The sequence below is a fragment of the Caldimonas brevitalea genome (assembly GCF_001017435.1).
Lineage (GTDB): Bacteria > Pseudomonadota > Gammaproteobacteria > Burkholderiales > Burkholderiaceae_C > Caldimonas > Caldimonas brevitalea.
Map to the genome: position 1 here is coordinate 1,377,550 of NZ_CP011371.1, position 14,891 is coordinate 1,392,440.

11 protein-coding genes are annotated in these 14,891 nt (G+C 66.2%); 9 read left to right on the top strand and 2 right to left on the bottom strand.

Annotated features, from left to right (window positions below; all coding sequences use genetic code 11):
• Nucleotides 1-5 precede the first annotated feature (5 nt).
• The 9 genes from epsF to AAW51_RS06110 all read left to right on the top strand — a co-directional run bounded on the left by epsF (nucleotide 6) and on the right by AAW51_RS06110 (nucleotide 10,108).
• On the top strand, nucleotides 6-1,436 hold the full coding sequence (gene epsF, locus AAW51_RS06070; RefSeq protein WP_047193894.1) for a chain length determinant protein EpsF: 1,431 nt from the start codon (nucleotides 6-8) through the stop codon (nucleotides 1,434-1,436).
• Nucleotides 1,437-2,357: a polysaccharide biosynthesis tyrosine autokinase gene (locus AAW51_RS06075; protein ID WP_053013372.1), complete on the top strand. Its 921-nt coding sequence runs from the start codon at nucleotides 1,437-1,439 to the stop codon at nucleotides 2,355-2,357. It abuts the gene before it with no gap.
• On the top strand, nucleotides 2,357-3,235 hold the full coding sequence (gene xrtB / locus AAW51_RS06080) for an exosortase B (protein ID WP_157359631.1): 879 nt from the start codon (nucleotides 2,357-2,359) through the stop codon (nucleotides 3,233-3,235). Before AAW51_RS06075 ends, xrtB begins: the two co-directional genes overlap by 1 nt.
• Nucleotides 3,232-3,927, top strand: coding sequence for an exosortase-associated protein EpsI, B-type (gene epsI, locus AAW51_RS06085; RefSeq protein WP_047193895.1), 696 nt, complete (start codon nucleotides 3,232-3,234; stop codon nucleotides 3,925-3,927). Before xrtB ends, epsI begins: the two co-directional genes overlap by 4 nt.
• Nucleotides 3,928-3,984: 57 nt before the next feature.
• Entirely contained in the window at nucleotides 3,985-5,106 is a 1,122-nt protein-coding gene (gene gmd, locus AAW51_RS06090) for a GDP-mannose 4,6-dehydratase (protein ID WP_047193896.1), read from the top strand.
• 9 nt (nucleotides 5,107-5,115) lie between these two features.
• The gene (locus AAW51_RS06095) at nucleotides 5,116-6,090 is read left to right on the top strand and encodes a GDP-L-fucose synthase family protein (RefSeq protein WP_047193897.1); all 975 of its coding nucleotides are present in this window, start codon (nucleotides 5,116-5,118) and stop codon (nucleotides 6,088-6,090) included.
• A 46-nt stretch (nucleotides 6,091-6,136) separates the two neighbouring features.
• Entirely contained in the window at nucleotides 6,137-7,636 is a 1,500-nt protein-coding gene (locus tag AAW51_RS06100; protein ID WP_047193898.1) for a lipopolysaccharide biosynthesis protein, read from the top strand.
• A 36-nt stretch (nucleotides 7,637-7,672) separates the two neighbouring features.
• Nucleotides 7,673-8,830, top strand: coding sequence for a glycosyltransferase (locus tag AAW51_RS06105; protein ID WP_047193899.1), 1,158 nt, complete (start codon nucleotides 7,673-7,675; stop codon nucleotides 8,828-8,830).
• A 75-nt stretch (nucleotides 8,831-8,905) separates the two neighbouring features.
• Nucleotides 8,906-10,108 (top strand): hypothetical protein, encoded by a 1,203-nt coding sequence (locus AAW51_RS06110; protein ID WP_157359632.1) that lies wholly within the window; start codon nucleotides 8,906-8,908, stop codon nucleotides 10,106-10,108.
• Between the two features lie 563 nt (nucleotides 10,109-10,671).
• Here the strand turns inward: AAW51_RS06110 and AAW51_RS06115 are convergent.
• Entirely contained in the window at nucleotides 10,672-11,814 is a 1,143-nt protein-coding gene (locus AAW51_RS06115) for an acyltransferase family protein (RefSeq protein ID WP_157359633.1), read from the bottom strand.
• A gap of 685 nt (nucleotides 11,815-12,499) precedes the next feature.
• Nucleotides 12,500-14,683, bottom strand: a complete 2,184-nt coding sequence (locus AAW51_RS06125) for a glycosyl hydrolase (RefSeq protein ID WP_047193902.1) — start codon at nucleotides 14,681-14,683, stop codon at nucleotides 12,500-12,502.
• Nucleotides 14,684-14,891: the final 208 nt, after the last annotated feature.

Sequence of the window (14,891 nt, forward strand, 5' to 3'; positions counted from 1 at the left end):
ACGTGATGTCTTTGGGTCAGTTCTTCTCCATCCTGCTGGCGCGCTGGAAGGTCGCGCTGGCGGTCTTCCTCGTTGTGGTCGGCGGCGCCACCGGGGCGGTGTTCATGCTCGACAAGGAGTACACGGCCACGGCGACCGTGCTGGTCGACGTCCGCTCGCCCGATCCGGTCGCGGGGATGATCTTGCCGGGTACGCCGAACTACCTGCTGACCCAACTCGAGATCGTGCGCAGCGAGCGGGTGGCGCAGCGTGTGGTGCGCAACCTGCGTCTGGCGGAAAACCCCCAGACGGTCGAGCAGTGGCGCGAAGCGACCGGTGGCACCGGCAGCAGCGTCGAATCCTGGTTGGCGAAGGCCTTGCTGCGCAAGCTCGAGGTCAAGCCGTCCGGCGATTCGAACGTGTTGTCGGTGAACTACCAGTCGGTCGATCCGAAGTTCTCCGCGTTGTTGACCAATGCCTTCGTGCAGGCCTACATCGACACCAACCTCGATCTGCGCGTCGAACCCGCCAAGCAGTACTCGTCCTTCTTCGACACCCGTGCGAAGGAGTTGCGTGCGCAGCTCGAAGGGGCCCAGGCGCGCTTGTCGGCTTACCAGAAGGAGCACGGCTTGGTGGCGACCGACGAACGCCTCGACATCGAGAGCGCCCGTCTGCAGGAGTTGTCGTCGCAGCTGGTGGCCATCCAGGCACTGGCGGCAGACACCAGCAGCCGTCAGAACCAGGCGAAGACGTCGGCGAGCGAGACGCCCGATGTGCTGCAAAACCCCCTGATCGCCAGCCTCAAAGGTGACCTGGACCGCCAGGAAGTGAAACTGCAAGAGTTGAGCGCACGTTACGGCAACAGCCATCCGCAGGTGATCGAGGCGCAGGCCAGCATCAACGCGCTGCGTGGCCGCATCGAGGGCGAGACGCGTCGCGTCACCGGCGGGGTCTCGGTGAGCAACAACATCAACCGCCTGCGCGAGGCCGAAGTGCGCGCCGCACTGGATGCCCAGCGCGAGCTGCTGCTGAAGATGCGTGAGCGGCGTGACGAGGCGATGGTGCTGGTCAAGGACGTCGAGAACGCCCAGCGTGCCTACGACGCGGTGCTCGCGCGCCTGAACCAGACCAGCCTCGAGAGCCACACCAACACCACCAACGCCTCGGTCCTCAGCCCGGCGGTCGAGCCGGCGGCACCGTCGTCGCCCAAGGTGATGTTGATCATGATGATGGCGCTGGCTGTGGGCTCGGTGCTCGCAGTGGCCGCCAGCTTCCTGCTCGAACTGCTCGACCGTCGTGCCCGTTCTTACGAGGACGTGGTGCAACTGCTCGGTCTGCCCGTGCTGGGCGTGATGCCCAAGCCGTTGCGGCGCAAGCTGCTGTTCCGCGGAAGCGGCGGCAACGCCATGATCCCGAGGCGCGTCCTCGGTCAACTGCCTCGCCCGAAGGGAGCGTGAATGGCCACCTTTCGCGATGCCAGTGCAGCGGCTCCGCATCTTCACCCGGTGCCCAACCCGGTAGAAGACGTGAAGCCGACGGCCGTGCACGACCGTCCCATCGGCGACATCATCCGTCGCAAGAAAAATCTGTCGGCCGAACAGGTCGACCAAGTGCTGCAGTTCCAGCGCGAGAAGGGCGTGCGCTTCGGCGAGGCCGTGGTCGCGCTGGGCCTGGCGAGCGACGACGACGTGATGTTCGCGTTGTCGCAGCAGTTCCACTATCCCTACGCGCCGGACGATCGCCGGCAGCTGGGGTCGGAACTGGTGACGGCGACGCAGCCTTTCTCGCACCAGGCCGAGGCCTTCCGGGCCATCCGCAGCCAGTTGATGATGCGGGTCTTCACCAACGATGAGCCGCGCCGGGCGCTGGCCATCATCAGCCCCGACTCGGGCGACGGCAAGACCTTCTTCTCGGCCAACCTGGCGGTGGTGCTGTCGCAACTGGGCGGCCGCACCCTGCTGGTGGACGCCGATCTGCGCGGCCCGCGTCAGCACGAAGTGTTCGAGCTCGACAGTTCCTCGGGCCTGTCCGGCATCTTGTCGGGCCGGGCCGAGACCAACGTGATCAAGCACGTGCCCAACCTGCCCAGCCTGTTCGTGCTGCCGGTCGGCATCACGCCGCCCAACCCTTCGGAGTTGGTCGAGCGGCCGGCCTTCGGCTTGCTGATGCGCGAGTTGCTGACCAAGTTCGACCACGTCATCGTCGACACGCCGGCCGCCGTTTACGGCTCCGACGCGACGGTGATCGCCGCGAAATGCGGGTCGGCCCTGGTGGTGGCGCGGCAAGGCAAGTCCAAGGTGAGCCGGCTGCAGGACCTGGTGGCGACGATCAGCGGTAGCCCCGCCAAGTTGGCGGGTGTCATCATGAACGAGCATTGATGATGCAAACGACGATGCCTCTCCCCGCCACGCGGCGGCCATGGTTGGCCTGGGCTGTGCCTCTTGTGGCGGGGCTGCTGGTCCTCTATGTGCCGACGTTCCTCGAGCTGTCCAAGACCATTTGGAAAAGCGAGGAGCAGGGGCACGGACCGCTGATTCTTGCCGTCTCGCTCTGGATCTTCTGGCAGAAGCGGGACGAGTTCGTCGCGGCCGCCGAAGACGGTGGACGCTCCAAGCTGGCGTGGGCGGTGCTGGTGTTCGGCTTGCTGCTCTACGTGGTCGGCCGCTCGCAGCAGATCCTGCTGTTCGAGGTCGGGTCTCAGATCCCGTTGCTCACCGGGGGCATCGCCGTGCTGTTCGGCTGGCGGGCGGTGCGCGTGGTGACCTTCCCGATCCTGTTCCTGGTCTTCATGGTGCCGCTGCCGGCGGCGGTGATCGACAGCCTCACCGGCCCGCTCAAGCGGACGGTGTCGGTGGTGGCCGAGAACCTGCTCTATGAGGCGGGCTACCCGATCGCCCGCAGCGGTGTGGTGCTGACGATCGGCCAATACCAGTTGCTGGTGGCCGACGCCTGCTCCGGCCTCAACAGCATGTTCAGCCTGTCGGCGCTCGGCCTGCTGTACGTCTACCTGATGAAGCACACCAGCCGGTGGCGCAACATCGCCATCCTCGCCAGCATCCTGCCGATCGCCTTCCTGGCCAATTCGGTGCGGGTGATGATCCTCGTGCTGGTCACCTACCACTTCGGCGACGAAGCGGGGCAGGGCTTCATCCACGGCGCGGCCGGCATGGTGTTGTTCGTCATCGCCTTGACCTTGTTGTTCAGCTTCGACGGCTTGCTCGGGCTGTTCCAGCGCAAGAAAGGAGTTCCGGCATGACCTCCCAAATGCGTGTCTGGCTCGTGGCCGGACTGATGATGCTGGCCGCCGCGATGGCGGTCGTGGCACGGCCCACGGTACGGGTGGCCGACGGCGGGCCCAAGGTGAATCTCGAAGTCGGCTTCCCGAAGAAGTTCGGCGACTGGAGCATCGACGAGCGCGTGCCGGTGGTGCTGCCGTCGCCCGACGTGCAGGCCACCATCGAGCGCATCTACAGCCAGGTGCTGTCCCGCACCTATGTCAACAGCCGCGGTGAACGCGTGATGCTGTCGATCGCCTACGGCGGCGATCAGACCGACGGCATGCAAGTGCACCGGCCCGAAGTTTGCTATCCCGCTCAAGGCTTCCAGGTCTTGTCGGTGCAGCGCGACCAGATGGAGCTGCTGGGGCGCAACCTGCCGGTGCGCAAGGTGTTGACCCGCATGGGCGGGCGCACCGAGCCAGTGCTCTACTGGATCGTGGTGGGCGACAAGGTCGCCAACAACGACACACAGTGGAAGTTGATGCAGCTGACCTATGGCCTGCGCGGGCGTATCCCGGACGGCATGCTGGTGCGGGTGTCGTCGCTCGACACCGACACCACCCGGGCTTACGACATCCAGACGGCCTTTTTGCGCGACGCCGCTGCGGCCATGTCGCCCGAATACCAGTCTCGGCTGTTTGGCGCCGCAGGCCAACAACAGCAGCCCTGAGACGAGGCCGCGGTGACCTGCACCGCGGCTCCTCGAACCGTTAACCAACGACGTACGATGACTCAAAAGAAAATCGCCCTGATCACGGGTGTGACCGGCCAAGACGGCGCGTATCTCTCGGAGTTCCTGCTGAAGAAGGGCTACGAGGTGCATGGCATCAAACGCCGCAGTTCGCTCTTCAACACCGACCGCATCGACCACCTGTACCAGGATCCCCACGTCGACAACCGCAACTTCATCCTGCACTACGGGGATCTGACCGACTCGACCAGCCTGCTGCGCATCGTGCAGAAGGTGCAGCCCGACGAGATCTACAACCTGGCAGCGCAGAGCCACGTGGCGGTGAGCTTCGAAGAGCCCGAGTACACGGCCAATGCCGACGGCATCGGCGCACTGCGTCTGCTCGAAGCCATCCGCATCCTCGGCCTCGAGAAGAAGACGCGCTTCTACCAGGCGTCGACGTCGGAGTTGTACGGCCTGGTGCAGGAGATCCCGCAGAAGGAGACCACCCCCTTCTACCCGCGCAGCCCGTATGCGGTCGCCAAGCTCTACGCCTACTGGATCACGGTCAACTACCGCGAAGCCTACGGCATGTACGCCTGCAACGGCGTGCTGTTCAACCACGAGAGCCCGCTGCGTGGCGAAACCTTCGTCACGCGCAAGATCACGCGAGCCATCGCCCGCGTGGCGCTGGGCCTGCAGGACTGCCTCTACCTCGGCAACATGAGCGCCCTGCGCGACTGGGGCCACGCGCGCGACTACGTCGAGATGCAGTGGATGATGCTGCAGCAAGACCACGCGGAAGACTTCGTGATCGCCACCGGCCAGCAATACAGCGTACGCCAGTTCGTCGAATTCGCGGCCAAGGAGCTCGGCATCACCGTCGCGTTCGAAGGTGAGGGCGAGAACGAGGTCGGCATCGTCAGCAAGGTCGAGGGTGACCGGGCCAAGTGCAAGGTCGGCGACGTCATCGTGCGGGTCGATCCGCGTTATTTCCGTCCGACCGAAGTCGAGACGCTGTTGGGCGACCCGACCCGGGCCAAGGAACGCCTGGGTTGGACGCCCCGGATCACCTTCCAGGAACTGGTCAAGGAGATGATCGAGAGCGATTACACGGCCGCGCGTCGCGATTCGCTGGTCAAGATGGCCGGCTTCCAGGCCTACGACTACCACGAGTGACCGCCTGGTATGCAGCCTGACGCCAAGATCTACGTCGCAGGGCACCGGGGCCTGGTCGGCTCCGCGCTGGTGCGCAATCTCCAGGGGGCGGGTTTCCGCAACCTGGTGCTGCGCACCCACGCCGAGCTCGACCTGTGCGACCCGCATGCGACGCGCGCCTTCTTTGAACGCGAGCGACCCGACTATGTGTTCCTCGCCGCTGCCAAGGTCGGCGGCATCGTCGCCAACAACAGCTATCCGGCCGACTTCATTCGCGACAACCTGGCCATCCAGAGCAACGTCATCCACGCGGCCTATCAGAACGGTGTGCAGCGCTTGATGTTCCTCGGCTCGAGCTGCATCTATCCCAAGCATGCACCCCAGCCGATGCGCGAGGACGTGCTGCTGACCGGCCCGCTCGAGCCCACCAACCGTCCCTATGCGCTGGCCAAGATCGCCGGCGTCGAGATGTGCTGGAGCTACAACCGCCAGTACGGCACCAAGTACCTCGCGGTGATGCCGACCAACCTGTACGGTCCGGGCGACAACTACGACCTCAACACCAGCCACGTCATCCCGGCCTTGATCCGCAAGTTCCACGAGGCCAAGCAGCAGGGCGCCGCCGAAGTGACGGTATGGGGCACCGGAACCCCGCGCCGCGAGTTCCTCTTCAGCGACGACATGGCCGACGCCTGCGTCTTCCTGATGAATTTGCCGAGCGAGAAGTACGACGGCCTGCTGGGCAGCGACGAATCGAAGACCGGCAAGTTCGAGCCCCCGCTGGTCAACATCGGGGTCGGCAACGACGTCACCATCCGCGAGCTGGCCGAGCTGGTCTCGGAGGTGGTGGGGTTTGACGGCCGTTTGGTCTTCGACACGTCGAAGCCCGACGGCACGCCGCGAAAGCTGATGGACGTCTCGCGCCTGAACGCGATGGGATGGTCCGCGCGCACAGGCCTGCGTGAAGGTCTGGCCGCGGCCTATCAAGCGTTCAAGGCGCTCTGATGACGCGCCCACATCGCAGCGAGTCGCGTCACTCGCGTTCCACCCCATGCTCGCGGTGAACACGGCCAACGTCGCCCAACGCAGCCTGTCTGCGGTGGTGTGGAACTACGCCGGTGCGATCGCCCGGGCCTTGGCGCAGCTGGGGGTGCAGGTCGTGCTCGCGCGCGTGCTCGGCCCCCAGGTCTACGGCCAGTTCGCGGTGCTGCTGGTCGTGATCGGTTTCGGCTGGTTGCTGGCCGAGAGCGGCATGGGCGCCGCGCTGATCCAGATGCAGGAGGTGACCGACGACGCGATCCGGCAGGCCATCGGCGCCGTGCTGCTGCAAGGCGGCATCGTCGGCCTGGCGCTGATGGGCGCCGCCCCCTATCTGGCTTCGCTGTTCGACGAGCCGGCCTTGACCGGCCCGCTGATGGTGTGCGGGCCGTTGGTCGTGCTGCAGGGCCTGTGCAACATCCCCGCCAGCCTGATGCGGCGCAACTTCGACATGAAGCGCTGGCAGCTGATCCAGGTGGGCGCCTATGTCACCAGCTTCGGTGGGCTGGGCATCGCGCTGGCCCTGACGGGGTGGGGCGTCTGGTCGCTGGTGGCCGCGTTCGCCTGCCAGTCGTTCATCGCGGTGCTGGCCGCCTACAGCATCGTGCGTCATCCGCTGCGGCCGCTGTTCCGGATGAGCGCCGGCCTGCGCAGCTACAGCGCCAAGGTGCTCGGCAGCGCGCTGGCTTCGTGGGCGGTCGACACCCTCGACCGCGCCATCGTCGGCCGTATCTGGGGCGTCACCGCGCTGGGCGCCTATTCGGCCGCCCTGGGGCTGGCGCGTGCACCGGCCACGCTGCTGAGCCATTCCGTGCATTCGGTGTCGCTGGCCATGGCCTCGCGCCTGCAAAGCGACAACGAGCGGCTGTGCCGTGGCTATTGCGCCGTCAGCGCCGGTATGGCCTTGGTGCTGCTGCCCGCCTTCGCGTTGTTGGCGGTGGCATCGGAGCCGTTGATCCTGCTGCTGTATGGCGATCGCTGGATCGAGGCGATCCCCTTGTTCCGGGCTTTTGCCGTCGCGATGCCCTGCTATGTGCTCGCAACCAACACGGCGTCCTTCATGTGGGCCACGGGTTCGGTGGGCAAGGAACTCGCCTCGCAATTGCTGGTGGCCACCGTGCTGCTGCTCGGTTTCGCCGTCAGCGGCGCGCTGCCGCTGTCGCTCGCCGTCTGGCTCGTGCCGATCGCCCACGCATTGCGGTCGCTGATGCTCTATCTGCTGCTGTCGCGTCGCATCGGGCTGGCGCACCGCCGTTTTGCGCGTGCATTGGCCGGCGGCCTGGTGCTGGCCGCCGCTGCGGTGGGTGCCTGGCTGCTCAGCGGCTGGCTGCCGCTCGAGGCCTACCCCCGGCCCGCCGTCATCGTGCGTTTTGCCTTCGTCGGCTTGCTGTTGGTGGCCTTGGTGGTGGCAACGCGTGGCCTGCTGATCGGAGAAGAGTTGTGCGGCGTGCTGCGGGGGCGGCTTCCCTCCAACCGTGTCGGCCGGCTCGTGAGTCGGGTGCTGGGTCTGTAAGCCCGCTCGTGAACGCCGACGCAAGAAACAAAGCCTATGAACTCCGACGCCGTCCTGCTCGTTTCCCACGGCTTCCAGTCGCACTATGAACTCGGCTTTGCCAATGGCCTGGCCAGCAACGGTGTGCCGGTGGTGCTGCTCGGGTCCGACACCACGCTCGCGTCCCGGCTGCATCCGGGCGTCACGCTGAAGAACATCCGCGGCTCGCAGGATTCGCGCCGGCCGGCATGGCGCAAGGCGCGTGATCTGGTGCTCTACCATCTGCGGCTGCTGCGCGAGGTCTGGCGCCACCGTCATGGGACGGTGATGATCATCGGCATGCTGCGGCCCGAGTGGTTTGTGGGCATCCTCGAAGGGCTGTTGCTGCGCCTGATCGCCCGTCGGTTGACCCTGACGGTGCACAACACCCTGCCGCACGACCGCCATACCGCGACGATGAAGGTGATCTACTGGCTCATCTACCGCATCCCGCACATGCTGCTCGTGCATACCACCAGCACCGCCAAAGCGCTGGTCGAACAGTTCCAGGTGTCGGCCGATAAGATCCTGCAGGTCGAGCACGGGCTCAACGACGCGGTGGAACGCCTGCCGCTCACGAAGGTGCAGGCGAAAGCGGCCATCGGTGCCGATCCGAGTCGCCCGGCCTTCATCTTCTTCGGGTATGTCTCCCAGTTCAAGGGACTGGAACTGCTGCTCGACGCGCTCGATATCCGTCCCGATTACACCCTGATCGTCGCCGGCCGCTGCTCGCCGGACGAGTACGGCAACAACATGCGCCGGCGATTGGAAGCGATGGCCGCGCGCAAGCAACTGGTGTGGTTCGAAGGTTTCGTCGACGAAGACATCATCGCGAAGGCCTTCGCCGCAGCCGATGCGGCCGTCCTGCCGTACCGCCACATCGACCAGAGCGGCGTGCTGCTGCTGGCGCTGTCGCTCGGTGTGCCGGCGATCGCGACCCGCGTCGGCGGTTTTCTCGAAGTCGTCAACGCCCACAACGGCCTGTTCATCAAGGAAGCGACCGGGCCGGGCGTCGCCGAGGCGCTCGACCGCTTCGTGCAGGAGCGCGACCGCTATTCCAGCGAGTCGGTGGTGCAGACGGTCGAACATCTCGCCTGGCGTCATTCGATCCGGCCGCTGGTGCAGTGGCTGGCCGACGGAGGACGCGCACCTCAGGAGGAAATGCGTGGGTCGTGAGGCCGCTGCTGCCCGGGTGCCGCTGCACGGCGACCCGGCCCAGGCAGCGGAGGCCACAGGCGACGCTGGATCACCATGATTACCTTTTTGCCTCCTCATCTTGGCGGCCCTCTGCGTCGCCGCGGCCTGATGATCGAAGACCTCTACATGGTCTTCTGCCTCGTCGCGTTCTGGCTCAGCCTCAGCTTGCCGATGCTGAGGCACTTCACCTATCTGATTCCGTTGATCGGCCTGGTCGGCTGTCTGGCGCTCGGAAAGTGCACCTTCCCCCAGCACTTGTGGCCGTTTTTGCTGCTGGTCGTGGTCGGCGCGATGCTGGGGCCGCTGTCGGGCCGCGACGGTTTGCAAGACATCTATCTGATCCTGATCGGGGTGATGCCGTTTGCGCTCGGGCAGCGTTACCGCTTCGGCTGGTGGCCGGTGTTCATGGTGGCGGTGATCGGTGCGGTGGTCGCCATCGTCCTCAGCAAGGCCACCGGCGGCCGCGTCTCGGCCGATGCGGGGATCGACGTGCTCGGTTCCAAGTCGGCGTTCGAGTCGCCTTACAGCTTCGTGTTCGGCATGCTCACGGTCTGGGCCGTGGTGACCAAGCGGTGGAAAGAAGCGCTGATCGCGCTGGTTTTCACGGTGCTCACCCTCAAGCGTATCGCCTTGCTCGGTGTCATCGCGTGCGTGCTCGTCACGCTGCTGCCGCGCCGCCTGGGCAATCTGCTGTTGAGCCCGGTGGTGATGATCTCGCTCAATGCGTTGGCGGTGACCCTGGCCGTGATGTACGCGATGGGCCAGTTCGACCAGCTGATCTTCGACCTCACCGGCATGAGCGCGAACCAGGCCGGCATGGGTCGGCGGGTGCTGTATTTCCGACCCTCGATGGAACTGACAGCCCACCTGGAGCGCTATGTGTTCGTCGGCGGCGGCGCCGGCTGGGTCTACGACATCATGCGGGCGAAGGCGAGCTGGGGCCACAAGGGCAACCTGCACAACGACGTGATGAAGATCGTGCTGGAGTATGGCGGCCTCGCCATGGCCGGCTTCTTCTGGCTCGCTTACCGCACGAAGTCGTGGCCGATCAAGGTGCTGTGGCTGTACGTCAACCTCACCTTGCTGACCGACAACACGCTGATCTACACCTACTTCGTGTTCGGCTTCGGGATGATCGCGATGACCGCCGATGCCGAATGGCGCGAAGCCGCGGCTGCGGCCGCGGCGAAGGCGCGAGCCGCCCCGCGTCCACGTCAGCCACGGCCTTTGGGGCCGGGGTGGACCCGGCTGCCCTGATGTGCAGGGCAGTGCTGCCGGCGAGCCGAACGGCGCGGCGCTGATGATGCAGCGTGCCGGGGAGGCCTCGGCGAAGGGCTGACGGCGGGGCTACGCTTCGCCGCCGGCCGCCTCCCTTTTCATCGACCCGCTCCCCTCGAGCGGCACTCCCTGGCCCGCCAGGGGCGCCCGTCTGGAAGACGTGTCGTCGGCGACCGGGCGCAGCGCCGAGTCGAGATGCCGCGACGACGTCCCGTTGCGCTGAACTTCAAAACGCTGCCCGCGGTCTGGTCCGCTGGGCCCCTTTGGCATTGAGTCTTCTGCGCGCTGCTCGCGCGACGCTGGGCGAACGCCAGCGATGTATCTTGCGGCGCCAGCAAGGCCCTGTGTTTCTCATCCGTTATGGTCTTCGGGCCCGTGCAGCAGCGCAACCTTCGCCGAAGTGCGGCTCGACGTCGCCCGACCGCTATGGTCCGCCGCGCCTGGCGACCGGGGCTGCTCGTGGGTCTGGGGCGGCTGCTAGTGCGTGAGGTGAGGAAGCACAGCAAGAGGCCGGGCCCCCCGCGGGGCCGGCCTGCCTGGGCTCAGGCCGGCTTGCCGGCGACCCGGGGCCACGAGGTCAGCCACTTGAACACCTTGCCGTGGTGTCGTTCGAAGAGCCGCCAGAAGACGAAGGAGTAGGCGTAGACCACCGCGGTGAACAGCACGAACAACAGCAAGCCCACGGCGTCGCCGCTGCGGTGGTATTGCAGGCCGAACGTGTCATTGGCCACGGCGGCCAGGAACACGATCATCGGCGAGTGGGTCATGTAGAGCGAAAACGACGAGTCGGCGAGCACCTTGTGCAGGTGTGAGATGCGCGTGCCCGAAGGACGCCAGTTCACCAGCAGCAACGCCGCGAAGCTCAGCGACAGCGTGAGCTTCTTGACGAGGTCCAGGCTCAGGCCGAAATCATGTTTGATCGTCAGCACCCGCAACACGACCAGGACCGCGCCGAAGGCAGGCAGGGCCAGCAGGGCCGGCACCCGCCAACCCGCGCGATACGCCTGGCAGGCCCCGACCCCGATCATCCACAACAAGCCCATCATCAGGATGCCGGGGGGCAAAAAGGCCGCGACCGCAAGGCCCAGCACCCCGTAGCCGAGCGCGCTTCGCTGACGCGGCATCGCCGCAGCGGCGCCCAGCAGCCCGAACAGCACGTAGTACCACCATTCGTAAGACATGCTCCACAGCACGCCGTTGGTCCCCGGCGTTTCCACGACGATCTCTTGCAGCATGAAGACGTTGCCGAGCACCGTGATCCAGTCCGTGTTCCGGACATTCGCCAGCGTCTCGACGCCGAACGGTTCGGGCGGGGGATAGATGGTGGAGGCGTTGAAGAAACGCGCGCCCAGCAGGTCGAGCATCAGGCCCAAGGCGATGGCGGGCACGACCACCGTGTAGACGCGCGCAAAGCGGGCCGCCATGTAGCGGGGCACGTCGGGCCCTTGCGTGGACCAGCGCTGCCAGGTGATGCCGCCGACCAGGAAGCCGCTGATCACGAAAAACACCACCACCGCTTCGTGCCCGTAGCCGGTGACGAAATAGAAGGCGGTCCACAGCGGGTTCGGATCGCTCAGTTCGCCATAGGCCCCGAACAAGCGGTCACGCAGGTGCGACACCATCACACACAGCGCCGCGAGCCAGCGGGCCAGGTTCAAGAAATCCGAAAGTCCCTTGTCAATCACCGCAAGTCCCTTGAATGCTTGTTCTCGGGTGCGGAAGGACCGGACACCCCGCGGGCGATTGGGACGGATGGGGAGGTGCGCCTTGTATCAAGGCGAGACATAAAGGTGCACGTACACCTGTCTACTTGACGAGGGCGTGACCCCTGATCCTGTCAGGGTTTACATGGTCCGGTGCACCAGATCGGGGCGCTCGGGCCGGGGTCTGGAGCGTGGGACGGGCGTTACGCTCTGGCGCCGTTGTTGCTCGGGAAGAGAAAAGTTTCCATTCTGATCGTCTAGGGCGAGGGCGAGGGCGAGGGCGAGGGCGAGGGCGAGGGCGAGGGCGAGGGCGAGGGCGAGGGCGAGGGCGAGGGCGAGGGCGAGGGCACGCGGCGAGGGGGCACAGGGCCGCGGAGGGGCAGGCGGCAAGGGCAGGGCGGCGTAGAACGACCGGGGCACTACGTCACCGGTCACCGGCTGCCCGCCTCGCTGGCCGGCGCGACGGGCCTTTCGTGTCCTGTCCGCCATCGCAGGCCCGGTTCAACGTTCAGCGGCTGGCGCCTCCGCGCCGGCGCGGCGGACGCCCAAACGACGCAGGGGTTCGCCGAGCGCGTCAGCGAACCCCTGGGGGAGGCCGGTGCCGCTTTCGCGTCCAGCCGGGCGGGCTCGCGCCCGGGTGCCTCGGCACCCAGGCGCCCCCCGCTGCTTACTTCAGCATCACCGGTTCGATGCCCAAAGTGAACGTGGCGCTGGCCAGGCTGGACTCCTGCCCCGCCAGGGTGCGCAGGCGGGTGATGCCCCAGCTCGAGGGGATCGTCACCGACGTGCCCGGCGTCGTCGACCACAGCACGGTGTAGTTCTCGGTGCCGCGGTTGATGCGGAACACGTAGACCTTGTCCTGAACCTTGAACGAATCGACCAGGCGAGCACCCTTGATCCACTTGATCGCTTCGGCCAAGGCATGACCGCCGGCCGTCTGGGTGACGAAGTCATCCTGGACCAGACGGCCTTGCGACTCGCCCCGCTCCCACCAGTAGTAGTTGAAGTTCGAGACGCCCTTGGCCCACATGATCATCAGCGCGCGGGCGTTGACCGAACGCTGCTCCGCGACCGAGGCGGTCCAGGTCGCGCAGTCGACCAGGCTGGAGTTGCACAGCGGCGCACCTTCGGTGTTCCACAGCGGCTTGTGCTCCAGACCATGGTTCTTGATCACCTGGCGCACGTTCTGGATCTGCGGCGCGAGCTTCTCGGGCTGCATGTCGTAGTACCAGTGGAAGCCGATCACGTCGACATGGTTGCCGCCGCCGGCGGCGAGGAAACGGTCGAGCCACGCCACACCCTGACCCGTGGTCAGGCCAGGCGACACCAGCTGGTTGGCGGGATCGGCCGCCTTGATCTCTTCACGGGCGATGCGCGCCATCTCGACCATCTTCTCGACCGAACCGGCCCAGGTACCCGAGAAGTCGGACTCGTTCCACAGCTCCCAGTAGCGGATCTTGCCGGCATAGCGACGCGCCAGGGTGCGCACATAGTCGCGCCAGTCTTCCAGGTGGGTCGGGGGCATCGAGGCACCCAGGCCGTAGTAGCCCTGGACGCTCGGGTTGCTCGAAGCCCAGGCCGGCGTCTGGCCGAGGGTGTACAGGATCTGCGCGTTGTTGCGCTGCGCGTAGTCGACGTACAGCTCCAGACGCTTGCCGCTGCCGGTGGTGAAGTCCCAGACGTTGTTGGCCTTCTCGAGGTCACGCCAGTTGGTGCCGGTGTTCCACAGGCGCAGCAGGCCGTGACCCGTCTGCGGGAAGTTGAAGTGGTTGCCCAGGCGCTTGACGTGGATGCCGAACAGGGTGTTGGGCACCGTGGTCGTGCTCGCGGGGGCGAGGTCGTTCTGCTTGACTTCCTCCAGCTTCACGCTGTCGACGTAGATGTTGGCGCCCGGGGTCTTCGAAGCGACCCGCAGCGAGCCGACCACGTCACCGAGGTAGATACCTTGGACCTCAACCTTCTGCCAGGAGGTGCCCAGCGTCACGGTGCGGGTGCCGGCAGCGTCCCAGGGCGGTGCGTCGCGGCGGATGAACAGCTCGGCCGTCGCGCTCGAGTCGGCGCGCATGTAGGCGGTGGCGCGGTAGGTGCGGCCCTTCACGAAGGGGAAGGGGTAGATCAGGTGCGCGTCGCCGCCGCCCGTCGTGAGCATGCGGAAGCGCTGCGACGAGGCGCCCGAGTGCACATAGCCGGCGCGGGTTTCGCGGCCGGCCTGGAAGGTGCCGAGCGGCTCGCCCCAGACGTTGATGCGCCAGCCGGTGGAGGTGTAGCTGAAGACGTCGTCGAAATTGCTGGCGAAGACCTGGGTCAGCGTGGTGGACGCGCCGCCGGCCGCCGGCAAGGGCATGCCGGTCACATCGGTGTCGCCGGCCTCCTCGACCGCAGAGATCTGCGCATCGTCGACATAAATGTTGGCGCCGACCGTTTTCGAGATCACACGCAGCGAACCAGGGCTGTTCCAGCGGAAGCGACCCTGGACTTCGACACGGGTCCAGCCCGAGCCGACCGAGACGGTCTTGGCCGCGGTGACGTCCCACGGCTGCGCATCACGGCGCAGCATCACTTCCACCTGGGCAGAAGTGTCGGTGCGCACATAGACGACGGCGCGATACGACTTACCGTTGACGAAACCGTGCGGGAAGATCAGGTGCGCGTCGGCGCCGCTGCTGCGCGACAAGACACGAAAGCGCTGGGCCGAGGTGCCGCTGTGAACGTAACCGCTGCGGCTCTCCCGGGCTGCTTCCCACTTGACAGAGCCCCAGTAGTTCACATTCCAACCCGGAGCAAAGCGGGTGTAGGTGCCTTCGAAGTTGGACGCCGCCGTAACAAGGTTGTCGGAGTCCGTCACTGCCATTGCGCGTTCCGTCAGACCCTTTTCTGCCTGTAACGAATCGGGTAACGTTTCGTCGTCCGAGGGGGCGTCGGATTCGATCACGGGCTGGTCGGGACCGCTGTCGCCGGTCGGTGCGAAGGTCTGTTGGCCGGCGGCATCAGCCGCGGAGGTGTCTTGGTTCGACCCGGAACCGCCGCCACAGGCGGCCAATAAGACAAGGGATAAGGAG

Bases quoted from the DNA above. Each gene is read 5' to 3' on its own strand.
- epsI (WP_047193895.1), top strand. From the start codon at position 3,232: ATGACCTCCCAAATGCGTGTCTGGCTCGTGGCCGGACTGATGATGCTG.
- AAW51_RS06100 (WP_047193898.1), top strand. From the start codon at position 6,137: ATGCTCGCGGTGAACACGGCCAACGTCGCCCAACGCAGCCTGTCTGCG.
- AAW51_RS06095 (WP_047193897.1), top strand. From the start codon at position 5,116: ATGCAGCCTGACGCCAAGATCTACGTCGCAGGGCACCGGGGCCTGGTC.
- AAW51_RS06110 (WP_157359632.1), top strand. From the start codon at position 8,906: ATGATTACCTTTTTGCCTCCTCATCTTGGCGGCCCTCTGCGTCGCCGC.
- epsF (WP_047193894.1), top strand. From the start codon at position 6: ATGTCTTTGGGTCAGTTCTTCTCCATCCTGCTGGCGCGCTGGAAGGTC.
- AAW51_RS06125 (WP_047193902.1), bottom strand. From the start codon at position 14,683: ATGGCAGTGACGGACTCCGACAACCTTGTTACGGCGGCGTCCAACTTC.
- xrtB (WP_157359631.1), top strand. From the start codon at position 2,357: ATGATGCAAACGACGATGCCTCTCCCCGCCACGCGGCGGCCATGGTTG.
- AAW51_RS06075 (WP_053013372.1), top strand. From the start codon at position 1,437: ATGGCCACCTTTCGCGATGCCAGTGCAGCGGCTCCGCATCTTCACCCG.
- AAW51_RS06105 (WP_047193899.1), top strand. From the start codon at position 7,673: ATGAACTCCGACGCCGTCCTGCTCGTTTCCCACGGCTTCCAGTCGCAC.
- gmd (WP_047193896.1), top strand. From the start codon at position 3,985: ATGACTCAAAAGAAAATCGCCCTGATCACGGGTGTGACCGGCCAAGAC.